Source organism: Zobellella maritima (assembly GCF_003075035.1).
Classification (GTDB): domain Bacteria; phylum Pseudomonadota; class Gammaproteobacteria; order Enterobacterales; family Aeromonadaceae; genus Oceanimonas; species Oceanimonas maritima.
The window spans coordinates 339,556-365,165 of sequence record NZ_QCZE01000001.1 but is presented as its reverse complement, the minus strand read 5'-3'; the positions used below and the strand labels follow the sequence as shown (position 1 = coordinate 365,165).

The 25,610-nt window shown below is 57.2% G+C and carries 24 protein-coding genes, 1 tRNA gene and 1 pseudogene; 13 read left to right on the top strand and 13 right to left on the bottom strand.

Features of this window, described 5'->3' with window-relative positions; all coding sequences use genetic code 11:
* The first annotated feature begins 42 nt into the window (after positions 1 to 42).
* The 5 genes from DCS96_RS01720 to DCS96_RS01700 all read left to right on the top strand — a co-directional run bounded on the left by DCS96_RS01720 (position 43) and on the right by DCS96_RS01700 (position 5,056).
* Positions 43 to 1,218, top strand: a complete 1,176-nt coding sequence (locus tag DCS96_RS01720; RefSeq protein ID WP_116472642.1) for a Gfo/Idh/MocA family protein — start codon at positions 43 to 45, stop codon at positions 1,216 to 1,218.
* Between the two features lie 12 nt (positions 1,219 to 1,230).
* Positions 1,231 to 2,226, top strand: coding sequence for a 5-dehydro-2-deoxygluconokinase (gene iolC / locus DCS96_RS01715; protein WP_116472641.1), 996 nt, complete (start codon positions 1,231 to 1,233; stop codon positions 2,224 to 2,226).
* 202 nt (positions 2,227 to 2,428) lie between these two features.
* Positions 2,429 to 3,301, top strand: a complete 873-nt coding sequence (locus DCS96_RS01710) for a 5-deoxy-glucuronate isomerase (RefSeq protein WP_116472640.1) — start codon at positions 2,429 to 2,431, stop codon at positions 3,299 to 3,301.
* A gap of 12 nt (positions 3,302 to 3,313) precedes the next feature.
* Positions 3,314 to 4,141 (top strand): class II fructose-bisphosphate aldolase, encoded by an 828-nt coding sequence (locus DCS96_RS01705; RefSeq protein WP_116472639.1) that lies wholly within the window; start codon positions 3,314 to 3,316, stop codon positions 4,139 to 4,141.
* Positions 4,142 to 4,216: 75 nt separating this feature from the next.
* Positions 4,217 to 5,056: a MurR/RpiR family transcriptional regulator gene (locus DCS96_RS01700; protein ID WP_116472638.1), complete on the top strand. Its 840-nt coding sequence runs from the start codon at positions 4,217 to 4,219 to the stop codon at positions 5,054 to 5,056.
* Between the two features lie 136 nt (positions 5,057 to 5,192).
* Here DCS96_RS01700 and phoU read toward each other — a convergent pair whose 3' ends face one another.
* Genes phoU through DCS96_RS01680 form a run of 4 tightly spaced genes read right to left on the bottom strand, consistent with a single transcriptional unit; the run spans position 5,193 to position 10,653 of the window.
* Positions 5,193 to 5,906: a phosphate signaling complex protein PhoU gene (gene phoU / locus DCS96_RS01695; RefSeq protein WP_116472637.1), complete on the bottom strand. Its 714-nt coding sequence runs from the start codon at positions 5,904 to 5,906 to the stop codon at positions 5,193 to 5,195.
* A 12-nt stretch (positions 5,907 to 5,918) separates the two neighbouring features.
* Positions 5,919 to 6,716 carry a phosphate ABC transporter ATP-binding protein PstB gene (gene pstB / locus DCS96_RS01690; protein ID WP_198650020.1) on the bottom strand — a complete coding sequence of 266 codons (798 nt, stop codon included), beginning with the start codon at positions 6,714 to 6,716 and terminating at the stop codon, positions 5,919 to 5,921.
* A gap of 53 nt (positions 6,717 to 6,769) precedes the next feature.
* On the bottom strand, positions 6,770 to 8,419 hold the full coding sequence (gene pstA, locus DCS96_RS01685; protein WP_116472635.1) for a phosphate ABC transporter permease PstA: 1,650 nt from the start codon (positions 8,417 to 8,419) through the stop codon (positions 6,770 to 6,772).
* A 14-nt stretch (positions 8,420 to 8,433) separates the two neighbouring features.
* Positions 8,434 to 10,653, bottom strand: coding sequence for an ABC transporter permease subunit (locus tag DCS96_RS01680; RefSeq protein WP_116472634.1), 2,220 nt, complete (start codon positions 10,651 to 10,653; stop codon positions 8,434 to 8,436).
* Positions 10,654 to 10,887: 234 nt separating this feature from the next.
* On the opposite strand from DCS96_RS01680, the gene DCS96_RS01675 reads away from it, so the two are divergent.
* The 3 genes and pseudogenes from DCS96_RS01675 to DCS96_RS01665 all read left to right on the top strand — a co-directional run bounded on the left by DCS96_RS01675 (position 10,888) and on the right by DCS96_RS01665 (position 11,925).
* On the top strand, positions 10,888 to 11,388 hold the full coding sequence (locus DCS96_RS01675) for a glycine cleavage system protein R (RefSeq protein ID WP_116472633.1): 501 nt from the start codon (positions 10,888 to 10,890) through the stop codon (positions 11,386 to 11,388).
* Positions 11,389 to 11,464: 76 nt separating this feature from the next.
* A pseudogene (locus tag DCS96_RS01670) lies at positions 11,465 to 11,623 on the top strand (hypothetical protein); the annotation flags it as partial.
* Positions 11,624 to 11,640: 17 nt separating this feature from the next.
* Positions 11,641 to 11,925 (top strand): hypothetical protein, encoded by a 285-nt coding sequence (locus DCS96_RS01665; RefSeq protein WP_116472632.1) that lies wholly within the window; start codon positions 11,641 to 11,643, stop codon positions 11,923 to 11,925.
* Here DCS96_RS01665 and tadA read toward each other — a convergent pair.
* Positions 11,915 to 12,409, bottom strand: a complete 495-nt coding sequence (tadA, locus tag DCS96_RS01660; protein ID WP_116472631.1) for a tRNA adenosine(34) deaminase TadA — start codon at positions 12,407 to 12,409, stop codon at positions 11,915 to 11,917. The genes DCS96_RS01665 and tadA overlap by 11 nt on opposite strands.
* Before the next feature lie 412 nt (positions 12,410 to 12,821).
* Here tadA and DCS96_RS01655 point away from each other — a divergent pair.
* Positions 12,822 to 12,898, top strand: a tRNA-Pro gene (locus DCS96_RS01655).
* Positions 12,899 to 12,938: 40 nt separating this feature from the next.
* Here DCS96_RS01655 and DCS96_RS01650 read toward each other — a convergent pair.
* The 5 genes from DCS96_RS01650 to DCS96_RS01630 all read right to left on the bottom strand — a co-directional run bounded on the left by DCS96_RS01650 (position 12,939) and on the right by DCS96_RS01630 (position 17,185).
* The gene (locus DCS96_RS01650) at positions 12,939 to 13,400 is read right to left on the bottom strand and encodes a GNAT family N-acetyltransferase (protein ID WP_116472630.1); all 462 of its coding nucleotides are present in this window, start codon (positions 13,398 to 13,400) and stop codon (positions 12,939 to 12,941) included.
* 99 nt (positions 13,401 to 13,499) lie between these two features.
* Positions 13,500 to 14,468: a PstS family phosphate ABC transporter substrate-binding protein gene (locus tag DCS96_RS01645; protein ID WP_116472629.1), complete on the bottom strand. Its 969-nt coding sequence runs from the start codon at positions 14,466 to 14,468 to the stop codon at positions 13,500 to 13,502.
* Positions 14,469 to 14,618: 150 nt separating this feature from the next.
* Positions 14,619 to 15,935 carry a phosphate regulon sensor histidine kinase PhoR gene (phoR, locus tag DCS96_RS01640; RefSeq protein ID WP_116472628.1) on the bottom strand — a complete coding sequence of 439 codons (1,317 nt, stop codon included), beginning with the start codon at positions 15,933 to 15,935 and terminating at the stop codon, positions 14,619 to 14,621.
* 7 nt (positions 15,936 to 15,942) lie between these two features.
* Positions 15,943 to 16,632, bottom strand: coding sequence for a phosphate regulon transcriptional regulator PhoB (gene phoB / locus DCS96_RS01635; RefSeq protein WP_116472627.1), 690 nt, complete (start codon positions 16,630 to 16,632; stop codon positions 15,943 to 15,945).
* Positions 16,633 to 16,756: 124 nt separating this feature from the next.
* Positions 16,757 to 17,185, bottom strand: a complete 429-nt coding sequence (locus DCS96_RS01630) for a GNAT family N-acetyltransferase (protein WP_116474484.1) — start codon at positions 17,183 to 17,185, stop codon at positions 16,757 to 16,759.
* Between the two features lie 385 nt (positions 17,186 to 17,570).
* Here DCS96_RS01630 and rdgC point away from each other — a divergent pair, with 385 nt between their 5' ends.
* The 3 genes from rdgC (at position 17,571) to DCS96_RS01615 (ending at position 20,212) form a co-directional block, all read left to right on the top strand.
* Positions 17,571 to 18,479: a recombination-associated protein RdgC gene (gene rdgC, locus DCS96_RS01625; protein ID WP_116472626.1), complete on the top strand. Its 909-nt coding sequence runs from the start codon at positions 17,571 to 17,573 to the stop codon at positions 18,477 to 18,479.
* 109 nt (positions 18,480 to 18,588) lie between these two features.
* Positions 18,589 to 19,983 carry a prephenate-dependent tRNA uridine(34) hydroxylase TrhP gene (gene trhP, locus DCS96_RS01620; RefSeq protein ID WP_116472625.1) on the top strand — a complete coding sequence of 465 codons (1,395 nt, stop codon included), beginning with the start codon at positions 18,589 to 18,591 and terminating at the stop codon, positions 19,981 to 19,983.
* Positions 19,961 to 20,212 carry a YfhL family 4Fe-4S dicluster ferredoxin gene (locus DCS96_RS01615; protein ID WP_116472624.1) on the top strand — a complete coding sequence of 84 codons (252 nt, stop codon included), beginning with the start codon at positions 19,961 to 19,963 and terminating at the stop codon, positions 20,210 to 20,212. The genes trhP and DCS96_RS01615 overlap by 23 nt, the downstream gene beginning before the upstream one ends.
* 46 nt (positions 20,213 to 20,258) lie before the next feature.
* Here the strand turns inward: DCS96_RS01615 and DCS96_RS01610 are convergent, their stop codons facing one another.
* Positions 20,259 to 21,437, bottom strand: a complete 1,179-nt coding sequence (locus DCS96_RS01610) for an MFS transporter (RefSeq protein WP_116472623.1) — start codon at positions 21,435 to 21,437, stop codon at positions 20,259 to 20,261.
* Positions 21,438 to 21,563: 126 nt separating this feature from the next.
* On the bottom strand, positions 21,564 to 22,061 hold the full coding sequence (locus DCS96_RS01605) for an acyloxyacyl hydrolase (RefSeq protein WP_116472622.1): 498 nt from the start codon (positions 22,059 to 22,061) through the stop codon (positions 21,564 to 21,566).
* A gap of 273 nt (positions 22,062 to 22,334) precedes the next feature.
* Between DCS96_RS01605 and suhB the strand changes: the two genes are divergently transcribed.
* The gene (gene suhB, locus DCS96_RS01600; protein WP_116472621.1) at positions 22,335 to 23,138 is read left to right on the top strand and encodes an inositol-1-monophosphatase; all 804 of its coding nucleotides are present in this window, start codon (positions 22,335 to 22,337) and stop codon (positions 23,136 to 23,138) included.
* A gap of 646 nt (positions 23,139 to 23,784) precedes the next feature.
* Here suhB and DCS96_RS01595 read toward each other — a convergent pair.
* A complete protein-coding gene (locus DCS96_RS01595) occupies positions 23,785 to 25,557 on the bottom strand; it encodes a DEAD/DEAH box helicase (protein WP_116472620.1) in 1,773 nt (590 codons plus the stop codon).
* Positions 25,558 to 25,610 lie beyond the last annotated feature (53 nt).

Genomic DNA, 25,610 nt, shown 5'->3' with positions numbered 1-25,610 from the left:
GTCAGGCACTTCCTCCTGCGGTACGAGTAAGGGAGCAGAAACATGTTTAACGAAGAACGTCGCTTTGAACAGCCAATTCGCTGGGCCATGGTCGGAGGCGGGCGTGGCAGCCAGATCGGTTATGCACATCGTAATGCCGCCCAGCGTGATGGCCTGTTCAAGCTGGTCGCCGGTGCCTTTGACCTGGATCCCCAGCGCTGCCGGGATTTTGGTACCAACCTGGGTGTGGCCGCCGAACGTTGTTATGCCGGTTACCAGGAGATGTTTGCCGCCGAAGCCGAGCGTGCAGACGGCATTCAGGCAGTTTCTATCGCCACCCCCAATTCAACCCACTATGAAATCTGCAAGGCGGCACTGACAGCCGGTTTGCATGTGGTGTGCGAAAAACCCATCACCTTCACCACCGAAGAAGCCGAGGAGCTGAAAACCCTCGCCGCAGACAAGGGCCGGGTCATCGGCGTCATGTACGGCTACAGCGGTTTCCCCATGGTGCAGCAGGCACGCGAGATGGTACAGCGCGGTGACCTGGGGGAAATCCGTATCATCAACATGCAGTTTGCCCACGGTTTTCATAACGAAGAATACGAAAAGAACGATCCCGGCCTGAAATGGCGGGTCAGCCCCCAGGCGTCGGGCCCGACCTATGTGCTGGGTGATGTTGGTACCCATGCCTTTTTCCTGGGCGAAATGATCACCGGCCTGGAGGTGGAACGCCTGTCCTGCATGCGTCAGAGCTTTATCCCGTCCCGTGCGCCGCTGGAAGATAACGCCCACGTCATGATGCAGTTCAAGGGCGGCGCGGTCGGTACCCTGTGGGCGTCGGCGGTCAATGCCGGCTCCATGCACCAGCAGAAAATCCGTATCGTCGGCTCCAAAGCCTCGATCGAATGGTGGGACGAATACCCGAACCAGCTGCGTTATGAAATTCAGGGCGAGCCGGTACGCGTGCTCGAGCGTGGCATGGGCTATCTGTACCAGGATGCCGCCGGCGTCTCCGCAAACCGTATTGGCGGCGGCCATGCCGAGGGGTTCTTTGAGTCCTGGGCCAACCTGTATCACCGCTTTGCCCTGGCCTTCGATGCGGCAAACCGTGATGACCAGACCACGCTGGCCGAGCTCTGGTTCCCGGGTATCGAGGCCGGTATCGAAGGGGTTCGCCTGTGTGAGAAATGCGTCGAGTCTGCAGATCAGAATGCAGCCTGGGTTGAGTACAAGTAACAGGAAGACATCATGACAACACTCGCACTTGAGCAACATCGTCCTCTGGATGCCATCGTCCTGGGGCGCGCAGGGGTCGATCTCTATGCCCGCGAAGCGAACATGGGTATGGCCGATATTTCGGGATTCAATAAATTCGTCGGCGGCTCGGCCGCCAACATTGCCGTGGCCATCAGCAGGCTGGGCGCCAAGACCGGATTTATCGGCTGTGTTGCCGAGGATACCTTCGGCGATTATGTCTGCCGCTACCTGTCCGGCCAGGGGATAAACCTGGACGGCATGATGAAGGACGCATCCGGCTCGCGCACCTCGGTGGCGTTTACCGAGATGAAGCCGAGCGATTGCAACGTGCTGATTTACCGTAACAAGGCGTCGGATCTGACCCTCAAGCCGGAGCAGGTTGACCCCGATTATATCGCCAGCGCCAAGATGCTGGTCGTCACCGGCACCGCCCTGTCCGAAAGTCCAAGCAGGGAAGCCACCCTGATTGCCATGGAGCATGCCCGCCGCAGCAATACCGCCGTGGTGCTGGATGTGGATTACCGGCCCTATTCCTGGCGAACGGATGTGGATGCGTCCATCTACTATGGCATTGCCGCCGGCCTGTCGGACGTCCTCATCGGTAATCGCGAAGAGTTCGACATGATGGAAACCGTGCTGGCCCCCGGCAACAAGGATGACGATGCCACGGCAACCCGCTTCCTTCGGGGCCATACCCAGGTAGTGGTGATCAAGGCCGGGGAGCTGGGCTCGAAAGTCTACTGCCGCGACGGCCATAGGTTCCGGCAGGGCATCTTCCCAGTCGAGGTCAAGAAGCCGTTCGGCTCAGGCGACTCCTTCGCAGGCGCCCTGATCTGGACCCTGGCCAATGGCGGCGAGCTGGAAGACGGAGTCAGGTTTGGCTCGGCCGCGGCGGCCATCAATGTCAGCGGTGACAGCTGTACCGAGGCCATGCCGACCCGGGAGCAGTTGTTCGCCTTTATCGAGACCAGGAAGCAGGACCGGTAAGTCCGCTGCTGGCATAAAGCAGATGACCAGGGTGGCCGTAGATGCGACACAGCTGCCGCGATCAAGATGCAGGCCATCCGCTCCCGGCCAGTTGTGCCGAAGATGCTCCGGGAGCCGGGGCCAAAAAACAGATCATTAAACCATCAGAATACCGCTGTGATGCAGACATGACTGCGGCATGGCAAATGAAGAGGAAACCGTAATGGGCAAACATATCCCACCCTTTGATAACAAAAACCAGCCCATCATCGATATCAACGATGAGGTCACGCCGCTGTGTTATTTCAATCAGGTCCGCCTGAAACAGGGTGAAACCCACCAGCACGTGGTCGAAGGATACGAGTCGGTGGTGGTACTGGCCGGCGGGACCTGCAGCATCAAGGTCAGCAAGCAGGGTCAGACACCGGTGGTGTTTGACAATATCGGGCAGCGCGCCTCGGTCTGGGAAGGCAACCCCGAATCCGTCTATGTGCCGCTGGGCTATAGCGCCGAGATCAAGTGTGTGAGCGAGCAGGCCGATATCATGATAGCCGGTGGCCGCTATGAAGAGTCGCTGGAGCCCTTCTGCGTGCGCCAGGACAATGTCGATATGGTCCAGTATGGCTCGGACGACACCAAGACCCACCGCAAGATCAAGCACATACTGGGGCAGTCCAATGCCGACAAGCGAGGTCGCCTGCTGGTCAGCGAGCTGTTTACCGTGGGTGCCGGTGGCTGGTCGGGGTTCCCGCCGCACAAGCACGACGAAGACCGCGTCAAGGAAGACGGCAGCAAGGAAACCCTCTACGAGGAGGTCTATCAGTTCCGTTTCAACCCGGATTTCGGCTTCGGTGCCCAATTTCTCTATGAGCACGAAGACGATTTCGGCCCTGTCTATCACGTACGCACCGGCTCGGTGATCGCGATTGACAAGGGCTATCACCCGAGCGTTGCCGCTCCGGGATACGAGATGTACTACTTCACCATCATTGTGGGCAAGACATCCAAGTCGCTGATCCAGCATTTCGATCCGCACCATGAATACCAGGTCGAAACCATTCCCGGTATCAAGGACATGATTGCCAAATTCAAATAACGAGGAGTTCTTATGCTGGTCAACTTGAACGATTTATTGCCGGAAGCGGCAGCATCCAATTTTTCGGTTCCCTGCTTCAACGTCTTTGGTTATGAAGATGCACGGGCCGTGGTCGAAGCAGCAGAGGAAGTCGGTAAGCCGGTTATCCTGGCCTGCAACAAGGACGTGATCGACTTCTACGGGGTAGAAACGGCGGCCGCCATGTTCCTGCACCTGGCCAAGAGCAGTAAGGTCCCCGTGTGTCTGCACCTGGATCATACCTATGAAGAAAACATCGTATTCCGTGCGCTCAAGGCGGGCTTCAGCTCGGTGATGTTCGATGGCTCGCAGCTGTCACTGGATGAAAACATTGCCCGAACCCGCAAGGTGGCCGCGGTTGCCCATGCGCTCGGTGCCTCGATAGAAGGCGAGATAGGCTCGGTTCCCTATGATGAAGGTCGTGACCATATCAAGTCCATCGATACGGATCCCGCCGATGCAGCGCGCTTTGCCACCGAAAGCGGCGTAGACTGCGTCGCCATCTCGGTAGGCAATGTGCATCGCCTGACCGAGCCCACCTGTACCATAGACTTCGGGCTGCTGGATCGCATCGCGGGAGCGGTATCCCTCCCCCTGGTCATTCATGGCACCACGGGCATTCGTGAAGAAGACATGCTCAGGCTCAAGCAGAGCAGGGTTTCAAAATTCAATATCGGTACCTGCCTGCGCCAGGCGCTGGGTCATAACCTGCGCGACTTCATGAACGGTGAGCCACAAAAGTTTGATCGTATCTACTTTATGCAGAAGGCCATGCCCTATGTGAAGCAAGAAGCCATTCGACACTTTGAATTATTGTCTTAAAATGTCCGCCCCGGGGCGAACTGCCCCGGCACATGATTTTTTTTTGTTGGTTTGTTAACAGGGGAGCAGCAAGGTATGGGCATCAAGGATCCCCAGCTATTACAAGTTCCGGCCGATCTGGACACACTACGAGAGCTGATTGCCAAGCGTTACGACAAGCTGAGCAAGCGCCTGCGGCAGGTGGCCGACTATGTGATGGCACAGCCAATGCTGGTAGCGGTCGAGACCATGGCCACCATTGCCGAACAGGCGAATGTCCCCCTGTCGACACTGAGCCGCTTCTCAAACGCCATGGGCTTCAGTGGCTTCAGCCAGATGCAGGCCCTGTTTCGCGACCAGTACCTGAACCGTCCGCGAGATTACAAGGAGCGGGTACGACTGGCCCGTGAGCAGGCCGAACTGGGGCCCGAGTCGCCCATGGCGATTTTTCAGGATTACGGCAATGCCAATATTGACGCCATTGAGCACCTGCAGATGTCGATATCGCCACAAAAACTGGATTATGCCGTGGCACTCATGGAAAAGGCCGATACCATTTATATCCAGGGCGTACGCAGGGCCTATCCGGTGGCCTTCTATCTCTGGTATGCCCTGATGAAATCGGATAACAACGTGGTACTGCTTGATGACCATGGCGGTATGCTGGCACCGATGACTCGCAGGATGAGCGAAAGGGATGTACTGCTGACGGTAACATTTAGCCCTTATGCCCCCGAAACCAATCACCTGATTGAACAGGCCCATGGCAAGGGGATACCGATAGTGGCGATTACCGATAACCTGATGGCGGCGCATGGAGGCATGCTGGAAGTCTGCTTTGAGGTGCAGGAAGGAGAAGTCATGGGTTTTCGTTCCCTGAGCAGCTCCATGTATCTGGCACAGACCCTGGCTGTCAGCCTGATGTGCAGGGAATAAAATCAGCTGTAACACTCCCCGATGGTATCGGGGTCTGGCTAAAGGTAAAGAACCGTGGCCCTGGATTTGGTGCTCCTGAGCACGAACCCGTACAACGCGTGAGAACAGCGGGGATGCCTATGCATCCCCGCCACATTTATTTGTCGCTATCCAGCATCTTGTAGATATCTTCTTCGCTGGTGTGGCGCACATCCTTGCCCTTGACGAAGTAGATAATATATTCACAGATATGCTGAACCCTGTCCCCTACCCGTTCCAGAGTGCGGGCACAGCCCATCACATTGAGTACCTGAGGGATGGAGCGGGGATCTTCCATCATGAAGGTCATCAGCTCACGGATGATGGACTCATATTCCCGATCGACCTTGTCGTCTTCCTTGTGCACCTCGATGGCCGCATTGACATCCATGCGGGCGAAAGCATCCAGTGACTCATGGAGCATCTTGACGGTACGCCGGCCCATGTTTTCCATGGACACCAGCGGCGGCTGGGTCTTGTTGGCGTTATCCTGCACCATGCGTGCTATCTTGCGCGCACTGTCCCCGATGCGCTCCAGATCATTGATGGTCTTGATGATGGCGAGCACCAGCCGCAGATCGGAGGCGGTGGGCTGGCGCTTGGCGATGATGCGGGTACATTCCTCGTCTATCTGCATTTCCAGGGCATTGACCTTGGCATCGTTGGCGATGATCTGACGCGCCCGCTCCAGATCCTGATCATGGACGGTGGTAATGGCATCACCCAGTTGCTGCTCAACCAGGCCACCCATCACCAGTACCTGATTCAGTACCCCGTCCAGCTCGGCATTGAACTGGCCGGAGATATGTTTATTGACGTTCAATTTTTCCATTTGCACAGCCCCTTAACCGTAGCGCCCGGTAATGTAATCTTCTGTTTTCTTCTTTTTGGGAGTAGTGAACAGGGTATTGGTATCGGAATACTCAATCAGCTCACCCATGTACATAAAGGCGGTGTGATCCGATACCCGTGCCGCCTGCTGCATGTTGTGGGTCACTATGACCACGGTATACTGCTCCTTGAGGGTGTTGATCAGCTCCTCAATCACCAGGGTGGAGATGGGATCCAGTGCCGAGGTCGGCTCATCCAGCAGCAATACTTCGGGCTCGATGGCGATGGCACGGGCAATCACCAGACGCTGCTGCTGACCACCGGACAAACCGAAGGCATTGTCGTGCAGCCGGTCCTTGACCTCATCCCACAGCGCCGCGCCCCGCAGGGACCGCTCCACCGCATCGTCAAGCCGACGCCGGTCATTGATCCCCTGCAGACGCAGGCCGTAGACCACATTTTCATAAATGGACTTGGGGAAAGGATTCGGCCGCTGGAACACCATACCTACCCGACGACGCAGGGCCGCTACATCAACGCTTTTATCATAGATATTCTGGTTATGCAGCAGGATCTGCCCGTCGATACGGCAGGTTTCCACCAGATCGTTCATCCGGTTGATGCAGCGCAACAGGGTGGATTTACCACAGCCGGACGGACCGATAAAGGCCGTGACCTGGCCCTTGGCGATCTTCATATCCACGTTGAACAGCGCCTGCTTTTCACCGTAATACAGGCTCAGGTCCTTCACTTCCAGGGCAACCTGGTCCGCCGCCAGCGAATTTACATTCAACATGGAATCCTGGTTCATGGTGGGTGATACATTAATCATCTTAATACCTCAAATCAGTGGCTGCCCGAAGCTTAGTGCTCAAGGGAGCGGAATTTTTCACGCAGGTGGTTCCGGATGGCAATGGCGGTCAGGTTCAGACCCACTATCACCGTCACCAGCAGGAAGGAGGTGGCATAAACCAGGGGGCGTGCCGCCTCGACATTCGGGCTCTGGAAGCCGACATCGTAAATGTGAAAGCCCAGGTGCATGAACTTGCGATCCACATGCAGATAAGGGAAGTTGCCATCCAGCGGCAGGCTGGGTGCCAGCTTAACTACACCCACCAGCATCAGCGGGGCCACTTCACCGGCCGCCCGCGCAATCGCCAGGATAAGCCCGGTCATGATGGCCGGGCTGGCCATGGGGATGACGATACGCCACAGGGTTTCCGCCTTGGTCGCACCCAGGGCCAGCGAGCCCTGACGCACCGCGCTGGGAATGCGCGACAGACCTTCCTCGGTCGACACTATGACCACCGGCAGCGTCAGGATCGCCAAAGTCAGCGCCGACCACAGCACCCCGGGGGTACCAAAGGTCGGGGTAGGCAGGCTTTCCGGATAGAACAGCTTATCGATAGAACCACCCAGCATATAGACGAAAAAGCCCAGACCAAACACCCCGTATACAATGGAGGGTACCCCCGCCAGATTGATCACCGCGATGCGGATCACCTTGGTCAGGTTGTTCTTGCCCGCATATTCATGCAGGTAGATGGCCGCGACCACGCCAAGCGGCGTCACGATAATGGCCATCAGGATCACCATAAACACGGTACCGAAAATGGCCGGGAAGACGCCGCCTTCGGTATTGGCCTCACGCGGCTCACCGCCGATAAACTTGCCCATCTCCGAGAACCAGGACAGCGTCTTGGCCGCCAGGCTCATGTCATTGGGCCAGGTCACGTCCAGTACTTCTCCCAAGGACAGGGTCACTTCCTGGCCACGCATGTCGCGGATCACCACACTGTCTCTATGAGCCTGATCCCGCAGGTCAAACAGCTCGGTCTCCAGCTTCCGGTAGTCAGTCCTCAGCTGCTCGCTCTCGGTATGCAGGGCGGCGACCGCATCTTCGGTGGCCTCACCGTCCAGCTCCAGCCGACGCTCTTCCAGGCGCAGCTGTTCCAGCTGGTGGTTGATGCTGCCGATGTCGCTGCGTTGCAGAGTGCGCATCTGATCATTAAGCTCGCTCACCCGTTCGATACGCTGGCGCAGCTCGGCATTGACATCTCCGCTGACCACGCGGTCACCTTCCAGCACCCGCACCACATAACCGTAGAAGTTACCGTGGCTGGAGCGCTCCAGCATGGCCAGCTCGGCCGGCGTAGTGCGGGAGATGATATCGGTTTCCAGCAACCAGCGGAAATCCAGGTTGACGAATTCCCGGTTACCGGTCTTGACCAGGTAGCGGGTCAGGCTGTCGGCGGTCACCCCTTCCAGGGCCAGACCCGAGCCTCGCAGCTGGGCGATGGCGACCTGTTCCCGGTCATGGACTTCGCCAATCACGGTCTGCTGGCTGCCGTCTGCCGACTTCACCTGCCATTCATAAATAGTATGCGGCCAGAAATAGGTCAGGCCACGCCAACCGATCAGCAGCAGCAAACCCAACACCGCCACCAGGCTGAGGCTCACCGCCCCGCCGGTCATCCAAATCCAGGGCGAACCTGATTTAAACCATTTACCCATAATGCTTTCGCCCCTTACATTGAGCTGTATTTGTCACGCAGTCGCTGACGTACGAACTCAGCCACCGTGTTGAACAGGAAGGTGAACACGAACAATACGAACGCGGCCAGGAACAATACCCGGTAATGGGAACTGTTCACTTCGGCTTCCGGCATCTCCACCGCTATGTTGGCGGCCAGGGTACGCATGCCGCTGAAGATGCTGAGATCCATCACAGGGGTATTACCCGTGGCCATCAGCACTATCATGGTTTCACCCACGGCGCGGCCCAGACCCATCATCACCGCCGAGAAAATACCCGGACTGGCGGTCAGCATCACTACCCGCACCAGGGTCTGCCAGGGCGTGGCACCCAGTGCCAGGGAGCCGTTGGTCAGGTGCTTGGGTACAGAGAACACGGCGTCTTCGGCAATGGAGAAGATGGTCGGGATCACCGCAAAGCCCATGGCAATACCCACTACCAGCGAGTTGCGCTGATCAAAACCGATACCCAGCTCGTTGGTCAGGAAGGCACGGGCGTTGCCGCCGAAGAACATGGCTTCGACCGCGGGGCTCAGGGCAAAGGATAACCAGCCCACCAGCAGCACCACCGGCAGCAGCAGTATGCTCTGCCAGCCATCGGGCACCAGGTTCTTGATGGCGTTCGGCAGCTTGTGCCAAATGAAGGCGGTCGCCAGCATGGCGATGGGCATCATCACCAGTATCATGACAATACCTGGCAGATGCGACTCCACCAGGGGCGCCAGCCAGAGGCCGGCCAGGAAACCCAATATAACGGTGGGCAGGGCTTCCATGATTTCGACTGTCGGCTTGACGAACTTGCGCAGCCCCGGTGACATGAAGTAGGCGGTATACACAGCCCCGGCGATGGCGATGGGCACCGCGAACAGCAGGGCGTAAAAGGCCGCCTTGAGGGTACCGAAAGAGATCGGCACCAGGCTCAGCTTGGCTTCAAAATCACTGCTGCCGGAGGTGGACTGCCACACGTACTGGGGCTCCGGATAGCCTTCGTACCAGACCTTGGTCCACATCGCCTTCCAGGTCACTTCCGGGTGTTCGTTTTCCACCTTGAAGGTCGACAGCTTGTTGCCTTCCGCCAGCATCAGCATGTTATTGCGCGGCGACATGGCCAGGGCGGTGACCTCGGTGTCCGCCAGCTTCTCGGAAAACAGCCGGCTACCCCCAGTGGTGTGGAAAATTTCCAGGGTGCCGTTGCTTGATATGGTCACAAAGCCTTTACGGTGGGATTCGGGGGCCAGATGGCGAATGGCGCCATCGGCTTCGAATTCGCGGATAAAGGTAAATGCGCGTTTACCGTCTTTGGCAACGTCAAACCACTGGGAGACTACCCCGTTGTCATTGGCAACCAGCAGGGAGTTGCCCCCGGCCAGCAGGCTTACCGAGGTAACGTTGCCTCCCGGGGCATGCATGTCCAGCACGTTGCGCAGGGTAATGTTGCCGGCATTGCGAATATCAAAGATGGAGACCTGGTTGCCGTGGCGGGCAAACAGGAAACGCAGGTTGGGTGTCAGGATCAACTGATCAACCTCGGCGGGCAGACGGGGGATGGTTACCCGCCTGACCTTGAGCTCGATGGCGCCGGTCAGGAAGTTCTCCTTGCCGGTAAAGCGGCTGAGTACCCCTTCGCCGTCCTCGGTGATGGCCACCGCCACCATGTCATTACCGCCCTGTTCGAACGCCAGCATTTTCAGGGCTCGCCCCTGTTCGTCCAGCACCAGCGGCTCGTCACCCAGCGGATATTCAAGCTCGGGTGTGATCTGACGTACGTTGTCCGGATAGCTGACGCTGAACTTGGGCGCCAGCACGCGAATGGTGCCATCGTCCAGGCCATAGGCGACCGCATTGGAAGAACGGCTACGACTGAAGCTCTGGATATTACCGGACACCTGGGCACTGAGCACCTGCCGGCCCTGCTCGGGCAGGGAATAGAAATTTACCTCGCCCTGGTCATTGAAGCGGTAGAGCAGCTCGTTCTGCTCTTCGGTGCCCATCAACAGGGTCTCACCGCCGCCGACCAGCTCAACCTGCTGCAGGGGCTCGACCTTGGCGCCGTCGAAAATGGGCTTCACCACATAGAGCAGGTAGAAAAAGATCAGCAACAGGGCGATCAGTACCAGTATGCCACCGGCAGTCACCCCGTATTGCACCAGCCTGTCTTTCAGCCAGCGGCCTCTGCTGCCGGCCAGCTCCATCGTTTGGGTTTCGGTTGACATCAAGCCACCTCAGTAAGATTCCAGTTACGGGTATTGTATGGCGAACAGATGACAGTTTTGTTACACCTACCCACAAGTGCCAGCACGGCTTCCAAAATTTTCTCAAGAGTGTATGGTTTAACTGCAGGTACAGCCAATGCAGAGGCTGACCGCCTGGCTGTCTTCTATACAAAACAACCCGGCAAGCATACTCAAAAATTGCCCGGTACGCAGCTCACCAGCAAGGAGAACAGTATGAAAAGTTTGGTTGCTACCCTGATAGGCCCCGACAAGACCGGCCTGGTCCAACAACTGGCCCGGCTGATCAGACAACATAACGGTAGTTGGCAAGGCAGTGCCATGAGCGAACTGGCCGGACATTTTGCCGGCATCATAGAAATCCAGGTTCCAGATGAACACTACCAGGCCCTGGCCAAGGCCCTACAAACATTGCCTGAATTTCAGGTGCAGCTGGTTGAGGGCCTGGCCTCCACCCCTCAGGGGCAGACACTACGACTGACGATCACCGCCAACGACCGGTTAGGCATTGTCGACGAGCTGACCTCGGTGCTCGACAGCCTCAACATCAGCGTGAAAAGCCTGAAAACGACGAGCCATCCGGCGCCCACCACCGGCACCCTGCTGTTCGAGGCCCACAGTACTGTGGTGCTGCCTCATGGTCAGACACTGGATGACCTGACAGGCCGGCTCGAAGCTCTGAGCGATGACCTGATCGTTGATATAGAACCGGAGTAACACGTCACAAAAGCGTCATATGAGTATGTCATAAAAGTGGCTTAAAAATGACATAACCCGCTTGACAGGCATACCGATGACAACGGACAACAGGCTGCTGGAAAAAGAGCTAAGCTGGCTTTCCTTTAACGAACGAGTATTACAAGAGGCCATGGATAAAAGCGTACCCCTGATAGAGCGGGTACGTTTTTTGGGTATCTTTTCAAGCAACCAGGACGAGTTTTTCAAGAACAGAAAGCGCTGGCGGCCTTGGTGCGCTTTCACCGCAAGGCTCTCAAACTGAGCGAACTGGAGCCGCTCAATTACCTGCCCGAGGTGCAACTGTTGCGCCTGATCCGCTTGTTGCGGCTGGCGGTGGCCCTCAACCGCCGTCGCCAGGACAATATCTTGCCCGAACTGAAGGTTGAGCCAGTCGACGAGCTCATTCGCCTGCGGCTGCCCACTGACTGGTGTGATAAAAACCAGCTGCCGATGACCCCCCTGGAACGGGACTACCAGGCCAAGGTTAACTGGTCACTGGAACTACTCAAGGCGTAATGGCCAGGGCCGCCTTGGCGGCTTTTTTTTCGGCCCGCCGACGCCTGAAAAAGGCGCTAAGCTGGGCCGAACAGGGCTCGGCCAATACCCCAGGGGTCCAGGCCACCCGATGATTGATTCCTGGGGTGTCCAGCAGCTGCAATACCGAGTCAATCGCTCCGGTTTTGGCATCGGCCGCGCCGTAAACCAATCGCTTGATACGGCTGTGCACCATGGCGCCGGCACACATGGTACAGGGCTCCAGGGTGACATACAGGGTGGCGTCCAGCAAACGGTAGTTGGCCAGCGCCTGGCCTGCCGCCCGTAGCGCCATGATCTCGGCATGGGCGGTGGCATCGTGGCTGCCGATAGAGCGATTCCACCCTTCACCTATGCATTGGCCATCCAGCACCAGCAGCGCCCCCACCGGCACCTCGCCTTCTTCCTCGGCCCTGGCAGCCAGAACCATGGCCCGTCTCATCCAGTATTCGTCTTGTTCTTGCATCAGTTCTCTCCGCTAGGCACGCATTATGACAAAAGTGTCCACCCCTTAACAGCCGGCAGCTCAGGGGCAAATAATACCCATTTCAGTAAAGGTCTGATCTGGTGACTGCCCCCTTGTCGCTGCCACTTTAAGCCGGCAGGCCCTGCTACGCTGAGCGATATCCACTACACCGAGTCTGCGGCGCATGTGTGGTGCCTGAACGTTTACGATTCACCTGCCGGTTGGCGCCAAATAATTTGGTGTCTACCTGCGTGATCCGTGAATCACAGATGAAATAGATCACCGGCTTAGTCCAGTTGGTATCAGGAGATGCTGAAAAAACAACAGTTTTGTTGAAGAAAGCAACAACCACGCCAAAATAGGAAAAATAGACTTGCAGCCTCCGCCTGGCGACTATATAGTGCACCCAATTCGGCGTGTAGCGCAGCTTGGTAGCGCACTGTCATGGGGTGTCAGGGGTCGGAGGTTCAAATCCTCTCACGCCGACCAAAAACCCTAAAAAAGCCTTAAGGATATCCTTAAGGCTTTTTTATATTTTCAATTCCATCAGGATCACGGTCCACGTTTGTCCGTGACGGGCCAGTTCCCGTTGTCCCAGGCTGATAAACCCCATCTTTTCAAAAAACGGCTGGGCGGTGATGCTGGCTTCACAATACAGGCGGGAGAGTCCACGGGATGCGGCTTCTGCTTTCAGACGCTGCATCAGAGCACGACCAATACCCTCCCCCTGATGCCGATGATGTACATAAAACATATCGACTCGACCGTCCTCACCCAACTCGGCAAACCCCAGCAGAACGTTGTCGTCCATCGCTACCAGGGGCTGAGTACGAATAAAACGGCTGACCCAACGGGGCTCATCATATTGATCGGGAGCCAGCACCGCCAGGGCTCGCTCGCTGTAGTCGGCTTGATTGATGCAGTGCACTGTGTCATGGAACAAACGCCAGATACTGCTGGTTTCACCGCTGCGTATCTTCCTGATTTCCATTGTAACTCCTGCCTCTTCCACTCCCCTATTCTAGGCACAGATACCGGCAATAAAAAAGGCGGCCATCTGGCCGCCTCGGATATTTTGACAAATTGTTGCTTATAGACCCAGTTTCTTCAGGTCTGCCTCGATAACAGACTTCGGCACAGGTACATAACCGTCTTTGTCCACGATCTGCTGGCCCTGCTTGGACAGCATCAGCTTGATGTACTCGGCTTCCATCGGACCCAACGGCTTGTTGGGGTGCTTGTTAACATAAACGTACAGGAAGCGGGACAGCGGATACTCGCCGCTGATGGCGTTCTCGGAAGTGGCTTCCACGAAGTCGGTGGAACCTGCCTGGGCCAGCGGTACGGCACGAACACTGGAGGTGCTGTAGCCCAGGCCAGAGTAACCGATGGCATTCAGGGAAGAAGATACAGACTGTACCACGGAAGCGGAACCGGGCTGCTCGTTTACGGTGTTCTTGAAGTCACCTTTACACAGGGCTTCGTCTTTGAAGTAACCGTAGGTACCGGATACAGAGTTGCGGCCATACAGCTGCACGTCACGCTTGGACCAGTCACCGGACAGACCGGCCTGTCCCCAGTTGGCAATCTGCTCGGCTGAACCACAGGCCAGGGTGCTGGAGAAAACAGCATCAACCTGATCCATGCTCAGGCCTTCGATGGGGTTGTCTTTATGGACAAACACCGCCAGGGCATCGATGGCCACGCGAACCGGCGTCGGCTTGTAGCCATAACGCTTTTCAAAGGCTTCGATCTCGTTGCTCTTCATGGCACGGCTCATGGGACCGAACTGGGAAGTACCTTCGGTCAGGGCGGGCGGAGCAGTAGAAGAACCGGCAGCCTGGATCTGAACGTTGACGTTCGGGTAGTTACGCTTGAACTCCTCGGCCCACAGCGTCATCATGTTGGCCAGGGTGTCCGAACCCACGGAAGACAGGTTACCTGAAATGCCGCTTACTTTTGTGTAGTCAGGCAGGGCGCTGTCAACCGCAGCCAGGGCAGAGGTAGAAGCCAGTGCGGCGGTCAATCCAAGTGCGCTTACCAGTTTGTTCAATTTCATCCTTAATCTCCAATCTGAGTTCGGTCTTTCAAGACGGGGCCAGTATCACGCTCATCCATGACAAGTATATGAACTGAAAGTGACGCTTTTATGACAACGGAAGCCTAGATGCCAATACACAAGGCAGCCAGGCTGCCTTGGAAGAAAAGATCAGGCGAGTTCAAGGGAGGGACTGTCAGACACCAGCAGGCGCTCGGGCAGGCTGAAGCTGAAGCAGCTGCCCTGCCCCAGCCGGCTCCGAATTTCAAGCTGGGAGTCATGGTGACTCAGGGCATGCTTGACAATAGCCAGCCCCAGGCCCGAACCGCCGGTATGCCGGCTGCGGGCCTTGTCAACCCGATAGAAACGCTCGGTCAGGTGGGCAATATGCTCCGGCGCAATGCCGTCCCCATTGTCGGTAACAGCAAAACGGCCATAGTGCCCGACCCTGCCCCACTCCACCCTGATATGGGTACCGGCAGGAGAATGACGAATGGCATTGTAGACCAGGTTGGATACCGCGCTGCGCAGCTGTTCCTGATCGCCGCGAACCTTCAGCCTGCTGTCGACCACAAAGCTGAACTGATGCGCCCGCTCACCGCTCAGGGCCAGCGCCTCCTGTTCGAGCATGAACAGCATGGCCGGCAGGTCGACGACCTTGTTGGTATCTATGGTCACCGACGACTCGATACGGGACAGGGTCATCAGCTGCTCGACCAAGGCATCCATGCGCAGGGTCTGCTCCAGCATCACCTTCTGCGCCTTTTCCCATCGCTGTTGCGGGGGCAACTCTTCCGACATCTCCAGGTATCCCTTCAGTACCGTCAGTGGGGTGCGCAACTCATGGGACACATTGGCGACAAAGGTCTTTCTCATCCGCTCCAAGCTGCGGATCCGGGTTATGTCGCGAACCACCAGCATGGCCTGATCTTCCGCATAGGGCATGATCCGGAACTCCAGCAGCTTGTCTTCATTGATCGGGGAAGGCATTTCAAGGGGCTCTCTGAAGTCGGCCCGTTTCATATAGGCAATAAACAGCGGAGCCCGGATAAGGTTACCGATATATTGTCCGGCATCGTCGGGCCACCGGAATCCCAGCAGATGCTGGGCCAGGCGATTGCACCAGATGATGCTGCCATCGCTGCGGATCACCACGGCAGCATCGGGCAGGGCTTCGGCACCTTCGCGAAAGCGACGCACCAGATTAGCCAACTCCCGCCGACGGGCACGCTGGCGCTGTTGCAGGCGATAGATGCCGTTAAAGATAATCTCCCAACTGCCCTGTCCTTCCGGCGGGATCAGGCTGCGGTCCCGCCACAGCCAGACGGCCAGCCGATGCTGAAAACGGTAATGCCAGAGCAGGTGCAGTACGGTAGCGATCAACAGGGCCAGGGCGATATCTTTGAGCAACACCCCCAGCAACAGGAATGTCAGATAATAAAAACCTACTCGCCACCACAAACCATGGCTGGAATCCTGTAACTGCATGCAAGCCTCATAGGCGGGTAGAAAAACGGTATCCGGCACCACGCACAGTCTGGATCAGCTTGTCGTGGCCCGACTCTGACACCGCCTTGCGCAGCCGACGGATATGCACGTCCACGGTCCTGTCTTCCACATAGACATTGGTGCCCCACACATTATTCAGCAACTGCTCGCGACTGTACACCCGTTCAGGGTGCGTCATGAAAAAATGCAGCAGCTTGAATTCGGTGGGACCCATTTCCAACTGCAGGTGGTTGGCGGTTACCCGATGGCTGGCCGGATCCAGCTTCAAGCCCTGTACCTCAATCACATCTTCCACTGCGGTCGGGGCTACCCGTCGCAACACCGCCTTCAGACGGGAAGTCAGCTCCTTGGGGGAGAATGGCTTGGTGATATAGTCATCGGCACCCACGTCCAGGCCCTTAATCTTGTCTTCTTCCTCGGCGCGGGCAGTCAGCATGATCACCGGGATCTGCCGGGTCAATTCATCCTGTTTTAGTTGCTTGATCAGCTGAATGCCGCTGCCTCCCGGTAACATCCAGTCAAGCAGGATCAGTTCCGGGTAGGGCTCTGTGATCATGGCCAACGCCTGATCGTAGTCCTCTGCTTCCTGAGTCTCGAATCCCTTTTGCTCCAGCACAAAACACAGCATTTCGCGGATGGGTGCTTCGTCCTCAACGACCAGTATTTTCCGTGACATTCTTCAACCGCCTCTTGATGGGTCTTTTATTGATATGATCCCATTATTGGAAGCAATTATGACAGTTTCATGAACTTATGACACCAGGATGTCAGAAGGATAACAATGGTCAGTGCTCTTGCCTTCAATGAACCCGGTACCCCATTCGATATTCCGGCTGACCGGTGTTGGGGTCTATATCCTCATCCGTGATGGCAAAACCGTGCTGCTGATAAAAATGCACGGCCACATCATTTTCGATAAACACCTTTAATTCCAGCTGCTGCCTCAGTCGTTTGGCCATCGCCAACAAAGCCTTGCCAATGCCGTTTTGCTGACAGTCGGGACGCACGAACAGGGCGGCAAGATAGTCATCCACCAGGGCGATAAAGCCCTGTATCTCCCCTTCCCGTTCACAGACCCACAGTTCGGCGGCGGGCAGATATCGGACGCGCATCCGTTCCAGTTGCTGCCACCAGAAGGCTGCCGGTACAAAATCGTGGGCCTGCAGGGAGGCCAGCAACCATACCTCGAGTATGTCCTCCATATCTTCGGCCGTGGCTTGTCGTATCATCATCTCTTCCCCGGTAGCCTAGGTGTGTCCCGTCATTTTCAGGATTTCATCGCTGTCCCGACAAGGCGTAATAAAGACTGCAGGCGCAACCCATAGGGGACTATATACCTGCTCACGCACAGCCCCGCGAAGGGCTCTGGCTGTGCCGCTCCGTTACCGGGTTGCTGACCTCAGGGTTGGGCCCGGCAAACGGCATATCGTCAACGCAGCAAATGCACATTAACGGGACACATCCTATTTCAAGTGTATGAGGCCGGTCGCCGGACCATCCCGGTTTTGTGACTGTCTGTGAGCCAGATCGGCTTGCATCATTCGGGAATGACAACCTGATCACAAACTGACTTTACAGTACAATGGCGCTTTCCGGCCCGTCACCGAGGACGCTATGTGGTTTAAAAATCTACAAATATACCGTTTTACCCGCCCTTTTGAACTCAGCCTCGAGGATCTTGAGAAACAGCTGGAAGCCTTTCCTTTCAGCCCCTGCGCTGGCCAGGACCAGGCCAAGTTCGGCTGGATTTCCCCCCTGGGTAAACAGGGCCAGGCCTTTACCCATGGGGCCGGTGAGCAGATCCTGATCTGTGCCAAGAAAGAAGAGAAAATGCTGCCTGGCGCCGTGGTCAACGATGCGGTGGCCGAAAAAGTCGAGGCCCTGGAAATCGAACAGGGCCGGGCTCTGAAGAAAAAAGAAAAAGAAGCCATCAAGGAAGAAGTCATCACCAACCTGCTGCCGCGGGCCTTCAGTCGCTACCAGCAGACCTATGCCTGGATCAACCCGCACGCCGGATTCATTGCCGTGGATGCCAGCAGCAGCAAACGGGCCGAAGACCTGCTGGCGCTGTTGCGCAAGAGCATCGGCTCCCTGCCGGTGGTGCCCCTGGCCATGACCACGCCACCGGAAATCACCCTGACCGACTGGCTGAAGGAAGGCGCGGCCCCGGCCGGTTTTGCCCTGGAGGATGAAGCAGAACTGCGCTCCGCCCTGGAGCACGGCGGCATCATCCGTGCCAAACAGCAGGATTTGCTGAGTGAGGAGATGAAGGCCCATCTGGATGCAGACAAACTGGTCACCAAACTGGCGTTGAACTGGTCCGATACCATCAGCTTCGTGCTGGCCGATGACATGAGCATCAAGCGCCTCAAGTTTTCCGAAGAACTGCGTGAACAGAACGACGACGTGGTCAGCGAGGATGCCGCCGCCCGTTTCGACGCCGACTTTGCCCTGGTTACCGGCGAGCTGTCCCGCTTTATTCCCGAACTGACCGACGCCCTGGGCGGTGAAGAAGCAAAATAACCTTACAGCTTGAAAGCTTAATTTGCTCCCCTCCGGAGTGGGGAGTAAAATGCGGTCCCGGCCACCATCCGGTGGTGGCCTGCTGACCTGAGATCAGACGAGAGAATCTATGTTCAAGCCCGAATTGCTGTCCCCCGCCGGTACCCTGAAAAACATGCGCTACGCCTTTGCCTACGGGGCAGACGCCGTCTACGCCGGCCAGCCCCGCTATTCACTGCGGGTACGCAACAACGAGTTCAACCACGAAAATCTGAAGATCGGCATAGATGAAGCCCATGCCCTGGGCAAAAAGTTTTATGTGGTGGTCAATATTCAGCCCCATAACTCCAAGCTGAAGACCTTCCTGCGGGATATGAAGCCCGTGGTGGACATGGGCCCTGATGCGCTGATCATGTCCGATCCCGGGCTTATCATGCTGGTCCGCGAACATTTCCCTCAAATGCCGGTCCATCTCTCGGTACAGGCCAACGCGGTCAACTGGGCCTCGGTCAGGTTTTGGCAGGATTACGGCATCGAGCGGGTGATCCTGTCCCGAGAGCTGTCGCTGGACGAAATCAGCGAAATCCGCGAACAATGCCCCACCGTCGAGCTGGAGGTATTTGTACACGGCGCCCTGTGCATGGCCTACTCGGGTCGCTGCCTGTTATCCGGCTATATCAACAAGCGCGATCCCAACCAGGGCACCTGCACCAATGCCTGCCGATGGGAATACAAGGTACACGAAGCCAAAGAAGACGAAGCCGGTCAGATAGTCCACAAGCAGGAGCCCATTGCAGTACAACAGGTTGAACCGACCCTGGGCGCCGGACAACCCACGGATCAGCCGGTACTGCTGGAAGAAGGCAACCGCCCCGGCGAGTACATGGCGGCCTATGAAGACGAGCACGGCACCTACATCATGAACTCCAAGGATCTACGCGCCGTGCAGTACGTCGAGCGCCTGACCCACATGGGCGTACATTCCCTGAAAATAGAAGGGCGTACCAAGTCGTTCTACTACGTGGCCCGCACCGCCCAGGTCTATCGCAAGGCCATCGACGATGCCGTGGCCGGCCGCCCCTTCGATGCCACCCTGATGAGCACACTGGAAAACCTGGCACACCGGGGCTATACGGAAGGGTTCCTGCAGCGCCACGCCCACAGCGAGTACCAAAACTACGACACCGGTTATTCGGTGTCCACCCGCCAGCAGTTTGTCGGCGAAGTCACCAGTCGTGACGGTGACTGGGTTGAAATTGCGGTGAAAAACAAGTTCCTGGTGGGCAACAGCCTGGAGCTGATGACCCCCAAGGGTAACCTGACGTTTACCCTGGAGGCGCTCAAGAATCGCAAGGGTGAGCGGGTTGAAGTCGCGCCGGGCAGCGGCCACACTGTGTATATACGGCTTCCGGAGAACGTGGAAGTGGAGTTCGGCATCCTGATGCGTCATCTGGGAGAGCAGCAAAGCCCCCGTCAACCGCACCAGCAACCCGAGGTAGCTCATGGCCCTGCTGATCACCGATAAGTGCATCAACTGCGACATGTGTGAGCCCGAGTGCCCCAACGGGGCCATTTATTTCGGGCCCGAGATCTATGAGATAGACCCGGCGTTATGTACCGAGTGCGTGGGCCACTACGATAAGCCCACCTGCATCAGCGTCTGTCCCATCGACTGCATCATCTCTCATCCCGAACATCAGGAGAGCGAGGCACAGCTGTGGGAGAAGTTCGTGCTGCTGCATCATCAGCCTTGAAATAGGAGACCGGGGATTGGGCAACCTAAAGTCCCAACCCCTGCCCTTATACCCCGTGTTCCGGCACCGCCTGTTCCTGGGGAACCAGGAACCACACCACCAGTCCGGCAAAGGCAAATAGCAGACCGCCCAGTACAATCTGGTTCATTTCCGGCAAACCGCCCTGCACCAGCAGAAACAAGCCACCGCCCAGGTTGGAGCTGCCCCCCAGCAAGGCACCGGCGGTACCGCTATGGTAGGGAAACGGCGATACCGCCTTGGAGGTCGCCACCGGAAACAACAAGCCGGCCCCGGCAAAGTAGAGGCCGCCTCCCAGTACCAGGCCAGCCACACTCAGCTCACCATAGAACGCAGAGAGCAGTACCACTGCCGCTCCTGTCAGCAACCCCATGGCCGACAGCCACTGCAGCTGACGGACGGACCAGGAAGTCGCCTTCCATGACGCAACCATGGCGCCGGCAAAATACAGGGGCAACGGCAAAATAAACAGTACACTGATCTCGGCACTGGTCAGTTCACTCTGCCTGCTCACCACAACACTGAACACGGCTTCATACAGGATCACCCCGGCGAAGGCGGCAATCAGCATACCCAGCTGGCGACGGAAGCTCGCGTTGTGCAACACATACTTATAGGCCGGTAGCATGGGCTGCACATGGCGCCGTTCTGACGGCAGGGTTTCCCGGAAAAACACCACCATGACCAGCGTGATCATCAGGCCCAGTGCCAGCAGAAACCAATACATGGACTGCCAGCCGAAATACTGGTTCAGGTAACCACCTAACAGGGGAGCCAGCAAGGGAGCCAGCATGATGCCCATGGACACATAGCCGTTGTAACGCACCAGATCCGGGCCATCAAAGCGATCCCGCATCAGGCTTCGGCACAGGCTGCCGGCCGCGGCCGTGCCGGCCCCCTGGATAAGGCTGCCTATCAGGATGGCCGGGAAAGTGGCCCAGTACAGTATGACCACAGACCCCAGCACGTAGACGAACAAGCCGCTCAGCAGGATGGGGCGACGACCGAAACGATCCGATAAGGGCCCGTAAACAAACTGGAACAAGCCGTAGGGGATCAGGTAACAGGCCATCACCAGGGACAAACGGCTTGCGGAGACCTGCATGTCTGCGGCCATCTCGGCCATGGCGGGCACATACAGGGTCTGGGTCATTTGACCCGCAGCCACCATTAAAACCGTTAACAATACCAGGGTAAGGCCGGACATGACCAGGATCTCCAAAATGCCCGGACGGGCAGGTTATGATATGGATCTCATGATAATGAACAGATATCTTGGCTGGCAATAACGGCCAGCACGACCTTTTATAATGCCCAGACCTAGTTTTTTTAATCAGAAGTTATAACGATAATTGACGCCCCAGGAAGAGAGCCCGTCGTTCGGCTCCTTGATACCGCTATTAGACAGGTGTCCCCCCTCCAGGGCCAGGCTGTGTCCATTCAGCGCTACCCCCAGCCCGGCCCGGCTGGAAAACTGAAACTGAGTCGACAACTCCCTGTTACCCAAACGGGTTTGGCTTATCCAGGCTGGTCCCACACCGACAAAAGCGAAGGGACGCAGTCCCTGTCGGGCATGACTGTATTTCAGCACCGGTGCCACGGTGAAGGTAGCCAGATCGTCATCGTCCAGTTGCCAGTAGCTGCTATCGAACCAGAGGCCATAGCCCAGTTGGCCCTGCCTGAGGTGGATCCAGGGAGTGCCTTGATTCCACTCGACCCCCAGCTGGTAGCGTTCGGTTCCATCTCCGCCACCGCCCCCCAGGGCCAGCCCCCAGTCGGCCCAGGCCGGAGAGGCGAACAGCACAAACAACAACAAACTCCCTTTGTTCATTGCTCAGGTTCCTTATCCGGTTAGATACTGTTAGTTGATAAGGCATAGCTTAGCGGGTCGCCACGGGTTTTGCCGATTTGGATCCTTCCCTCGACAGAAATCGTGTCTAGCCGCGTCACTTACGGGCGGCGAGCCCTGTGCGGCAGTGGCCGTGGAACCTGCCGACCCACTCCCCGGTTAAACATGGCAGGGATAAAGGCTTGTCTGTCCCCTTGATACTGGTATAATGCGCCGCTCAAATTTCGTTCTTTAACATCAAGTGGGTTCACTCATATGCATCCGATGCTGAATATTGCGGTGCGCGCTGCGCGCAACGCCGGTCAAGTTATCGTCAAAGGTTTCTCCAACCCCGACTACGTGGAGACAACGCAAAAAGGCCAGAACGATTTTGTCACCAATGTCGATCTTGACGCGGAAAACGCCGTAGTAAATACCATCCGCAAGTCCTACCCGGAGCATTCCATTATTGGTGAAGAATGCGGCGAGCTGGTCGGCAGCAACCCGGATTATCAATGGATCATAGACCCGCTTGATGGCACCACCAACTTTGTTAAAGGCATTCCTCACTTCGCCGTGTCCATTGCCCTGCGGGTAAAAGGCCGCACCGAGCAAGCCGTGGTATACGACCCTATCCGGGATGAGCTATTCACCGCCAGCCGCGGTGCAGGTGCCCAGCTGAACGGCTACCGTATCCGTGTCGGCAAGGCGAAAGACCTGAACAATACCCTGTTGGCTACCGGCTTCCCCTTCAAGCAGAAGCATCAGCTGGATGCCTATCTGGCCATGTTCCAAGCCATGTTCGTTCAATGCTCCGACGTGCGCCGTGCCGGCGCCGCCAGCCTGGACCTGGCCTATGTCGCCGCCGGCCGGGTAGACGGCTACTGGGAGCTGGGCCTCAAACCCTGGGATACTGCCGCCGGCAGCCTGATCGCCCGGGAAGCCGGTGCCCTGGTCACCGACTTTGTCGGCGGCCACAACTACGAGCGCAGCGGCAATGTGGTCTGTGCCAACCCCAAGGTACTGAAGGTCATGCTCGCCACCCTGCGAGAGCACCTGCCAGAATCTTTGGCAAATTGATTTGCTTCTCTTACTTAGTCCTTGGCCCCGGTTAATCCGGGGTTTTTTTTGGCTTCACCGCGCTTTACCGGGGAAGGCCGCTGTTATCTTTAGAAAGAAATAGTCATTATCTCGGTAGCCCACTTGATGACCTTGAACTTGTTGTTCATGTCTTCCACATAGCCTTTCGAACTGCTGCACCGGTGCCAGGCCTCAGACCAAAGTGTAACCAAGCCAACGCCTGCCAACACCGCCTGACTTCTCTTTCTGACGGGGCATACCAGAGCACTTTAAGCTGATCTTTCGCAGGTACACCGTCATCAACCGCTGCTGGGCCAGAAACAGCTCTTCCCGCTTCAGCACCGGCTTATACCAAACAGATTAAACAACCGATCTATTGGGCTGCTCTGCAAAGGCAGGACAAAGCGCCTGCTCCGCCGACTCGCCGTCCATACCTCCATGTAGGCTCCGCCGCGCCATCCTTGGCGCGGAGGGTCGGTGGAGCAGAAGATCCCTTTATCCTCCCTGAAGCCAAGGAGTTGCCTGTTGGCGTCGTCTACAGACAACTCCAAACCAGACTCAAGGTACTCACTGACCCGCAATGAACCAAAAAAAAAGCCTGCCGATCACTCGGCAGGCTTTATCACAGGGCTGTCTGACTGACTAATCAGCCATTCAGACGCTTGTCGTTGCGACGGGGACGGAACTTGCCGCCACGGTCATCGTCATTGCGCGAGCGGAAGTCACGACGGGCCGGCATTGGGCCACCTTCGTACTTGGCCAGGTTCAGCGGACGCTGACATACCCGCACCTTCTGCAGCACCTGCTGTACTTCGCTGGTCATGCCTTCGGGCAGATCAACGGTGGAAAACTCATCGTGGATCTGGATCTGGCCGATAAAACGGGACTCCAGATCCGCCTCGTTGGCGATAGCGCCGACCAGGTGGCCCGGCTTGACACCGTGCACCCGGCCCACATCGACCCGGAAGCGCTCCATCATCACGCCGGACACATCGTCACGACCGCCACGGGGACGATCGGAACGAGGACCACGCTCACGGCTTTCACGCACGTCCGGACGACGGGCGGCCATGGGCCTGTCTTCCACAAACAGCGGACGATCACCCTGCAGCAGGCAAGCCAGGCCGGCGGCCAGCTGGGCGCTGTCCAGGCCTTCTTCCTGCAGACCGTTGATCATTTCAACGAACGGAGCCAGGGATTTTTCATCGGCTTCGACGCTGGCACGGATGCGGGACTTGAAGCGCTCGGCACGCTTCTTGTTGATGTCGTCGGCAGACGGCATCTGCATCTCTTCGATCGGCTGACGGGTGTGGCGCTCCAGGTTGTACAGACCACGCTTTTCACGGCCGGTAACAAACAGGATGGCATCACCTTCGCGACCGGCACGACCGGTACGACCGATACGGTGTACGTAAGACTCGTTATCGTGGGGCATGTCGAAGTTGACCACATGGCTGATACGCTCCACGTCCAGGCCACGGGCAACCACATCGGTGGCCACCAGAATGTTCAGGCGACCGTTCTTCAGGCGATCGATCACCTTTTCCCGCAGTTTCTGGGGAATATCACCGTGCAGGGCTTCACAGGCGTGACCCTGGCGGCCCATCATCTCGGCCAGATCTTCGGCATCCTTACGGGTACGTACGAACACCAGCATGGCATCCATGTCTTCGGTCTCGACCAGGCGACACAGGCCTTCATGCTTGGACATGCCGCGCACAAACCAGTAACGCTGACGAATGCTGGAGTTGGTGCGGGTCTTATTGGCGATGCGCACTTCCTGCGGGTCTTTCAGATATTTCTGAGCAACACGCTGGATGGCCGGTGGCATGGTGGCCGAAAACAGGGCAATCTGGCGGCTGTCGGGAGTCTGCTCCAGGATCCACTCGACGTCGTCGATAAAGCCCATACGCAGCATTTCATCGGCTTCGTCCAGTACCAGTGCCTGCAGGTTGTCCAGCTTGAGGGTGCCGCGACGCATATGGTCCATCACCCGACCCGGGGTACCGACCACGATGTCGACGCCACGCTTCAGAGCACGGATCTGGGAGTCATAGGCCTGACCGCCATAGATGGACAGGATACGAATGTCTTTCTGGTATTTGGCGTAGCCCTCGAAGGACTCGGCAACCTGGATGGCCAGCTCGCGGGTCGGCGCCAGCACCAGTACCTGCGGGGTTGCATTACCACCGGTAATGCGGCTCAGCAAAGGCAGCGCGAAGGCGGCAGTCTTACCAGTACCGGTTTGTGCCAGACCCAGGACATCACGACCACTCAACAGGGTCGGGATAGCGGCGGCCTGAATAGCAGAAGGCTGCACATAACCGGCGTCGGTCAGTGCATTTAATACGGCAGGCGCCAGTCCAAGATCGGTAAAAGCAGGCACGTTAGTAGCAGGTACAGTAGAAGTATTTGTCATTTAACAGTTCCGAATAAATAGAATGTCGGCGGACTGATACGTAAAAGGCCAGG

Bases quoted from the DNA above. Each gene is read 5' to 3' on its own strand.
- pstB (WP_198650020.1), bottom strand. From the start codon at position 6,716: ATGAACCAGGATTCCATGTTGAATGTAAATTCGCTGGCGGCGGACCAG.
- DCS96_RS01605 (WP_116472622.1), bottom strand. From the start codon at position 22,061: ATGAACAAAGGGAGTTTGTTGTTGTTTGTGCTGTTCGCCTCTCCGGCC.
- phoB (WP_116472627.1), bottom strand. From the start codon at position 16,632: ATGTCACGGAAAATACTGGTCGTTGAGGACGAAGCACCCATCCGCGAA.
- DCS96_RS01650 (WP_116472630.1), bottom strand. From the start codon at position 13,400: ATGGAAATCAGGAAGATACGCAGCGGTGAAACCAGCAGTATCTGGCGT.
- DCS96_RS01615 (WP_116472624.1), top strand. From the start codon at position 19,961: ATGGCCCTGCTGATCACCGATAAGTGCATCAACTGCGACATGTGTGAG.
- DCS96_RS01680 (WP_116472634.1), bottom strand. From the start codon at position 10,653: ATGTCAACCGAAACCCAAACGATGGAGCTGGCCGGCAGCAGAGGCCGC.
- DCS96_RS01710 (WP_116472640.1), top strand. From the start codon at position 2,429: ATGGGCAAACATATCCCACCCTTTGATAACAAAAACCAGCCCATCATC.
- DCS96_RS01705 (WP_116472639.1), top strand. From the start codon at position 3,314: ATGCTGGTCAACTTGAACGATTTATTGCCGGAAGCGGCAGCATCCAAT.
- DCS96_RS01630 (WP_116474484.1), bottom strand. From the start codon at position 17,185: ATGATACGACAAGCCACGGCCGAAGATATGGAGGACATACTCGAGGTA.
- DCS96_RS01720 (WP_116472642.1), top strand. From the start codon at position 43: ATGTTTAACGAAGAACGTCGCTTTGAACAGCCAATTCGCTGGGCCATG.
- DCS96_RS01595 (WP_116472620.1), bottom strand. From the start codon at position 25,557: ATGACAAATACTTCTACTGTACCTGCTACTAACGTGCCTGCTTTTACC.
- DCS96_RS01645 (WP_116472629.1), bottom strand. From the start codon at position 14,468: ATGAAATTGAACAAACTGGTAAGCGCACTTGGATTGACCGCCGCACTG.
- iolC (WP_116472641.1), top strand. From the start codon at position 1,231: ATGACAACACTCGCACTTGAGCAACATCGTCCTCTGGATGCCATCGTC.
- suhB (WP_116472621.1), top strand. From the start codon at position 22,335: ATGCATCCGATGCTGAATATTGCGGTGCGCGCTGCGCGCAACGCCGGT.
- tadA (WP_116472631.1), bottom strand. From the start codon at position 12,409: ATGCAAGAACAAGACGAATACTGGATGAGACGGGCCATGGTTCTGGCT.
- DCS96_RS01700 (WP_116472638.1), top strand. From the start codon at position 4,217: ATGGGCATCAAGGATCCCCAGCTATTACAAGTTCCGGCCGATCTGGAC.
- trhP (WP_116472625.1), top strand. From the start codon at position 18,589: ATGTTCAAGCCCGAATTGCTGTCCCCCGCCGGTACCCTGAAAAACATG.
- phoU (WP_116472637.1), bottom strand. From the start codon at position 5,906: ATGGAAAAATTGAACGTCAATAAACATATCTCCGGCCAGTTCAATGCC.
- pstA (WP_116472635.1), bottom strand. From the start codon at position 8,419: ATGGGTAAATGGTTTAAATCAGGTTCGCCCTGGATTTGGATGACCGGC.
- DCS96_RS01610 (WP_116472623.1), bottom strand. From the start codon at position 21,437: ATGTCCGGCCTTACCCTGGTATTGTTAACGGTTTTAATGGTGGCTGCG.
- DCS96_RS01675 (WP_116472633.1), top strand. From the start codon at position 10,888: ATGAAAAGTTTGGTTGCTACCCTGATAGGCCCCGACAAGACCGGCCTG.
- rdgC (WP_116472626.1), top strand. From the start codon at position 17,571: ATGTGGTTTAAAAATCTACAAATATACCGTTTTACCCGCCCTTTTGAA.
- phoR (WP_116472628.1), bottom strand. From the start codon at position 15,935: ATGCAGTTACAGGATTCCAGCCATGGTTTGTGGTGGCGAGTAGGTTTT.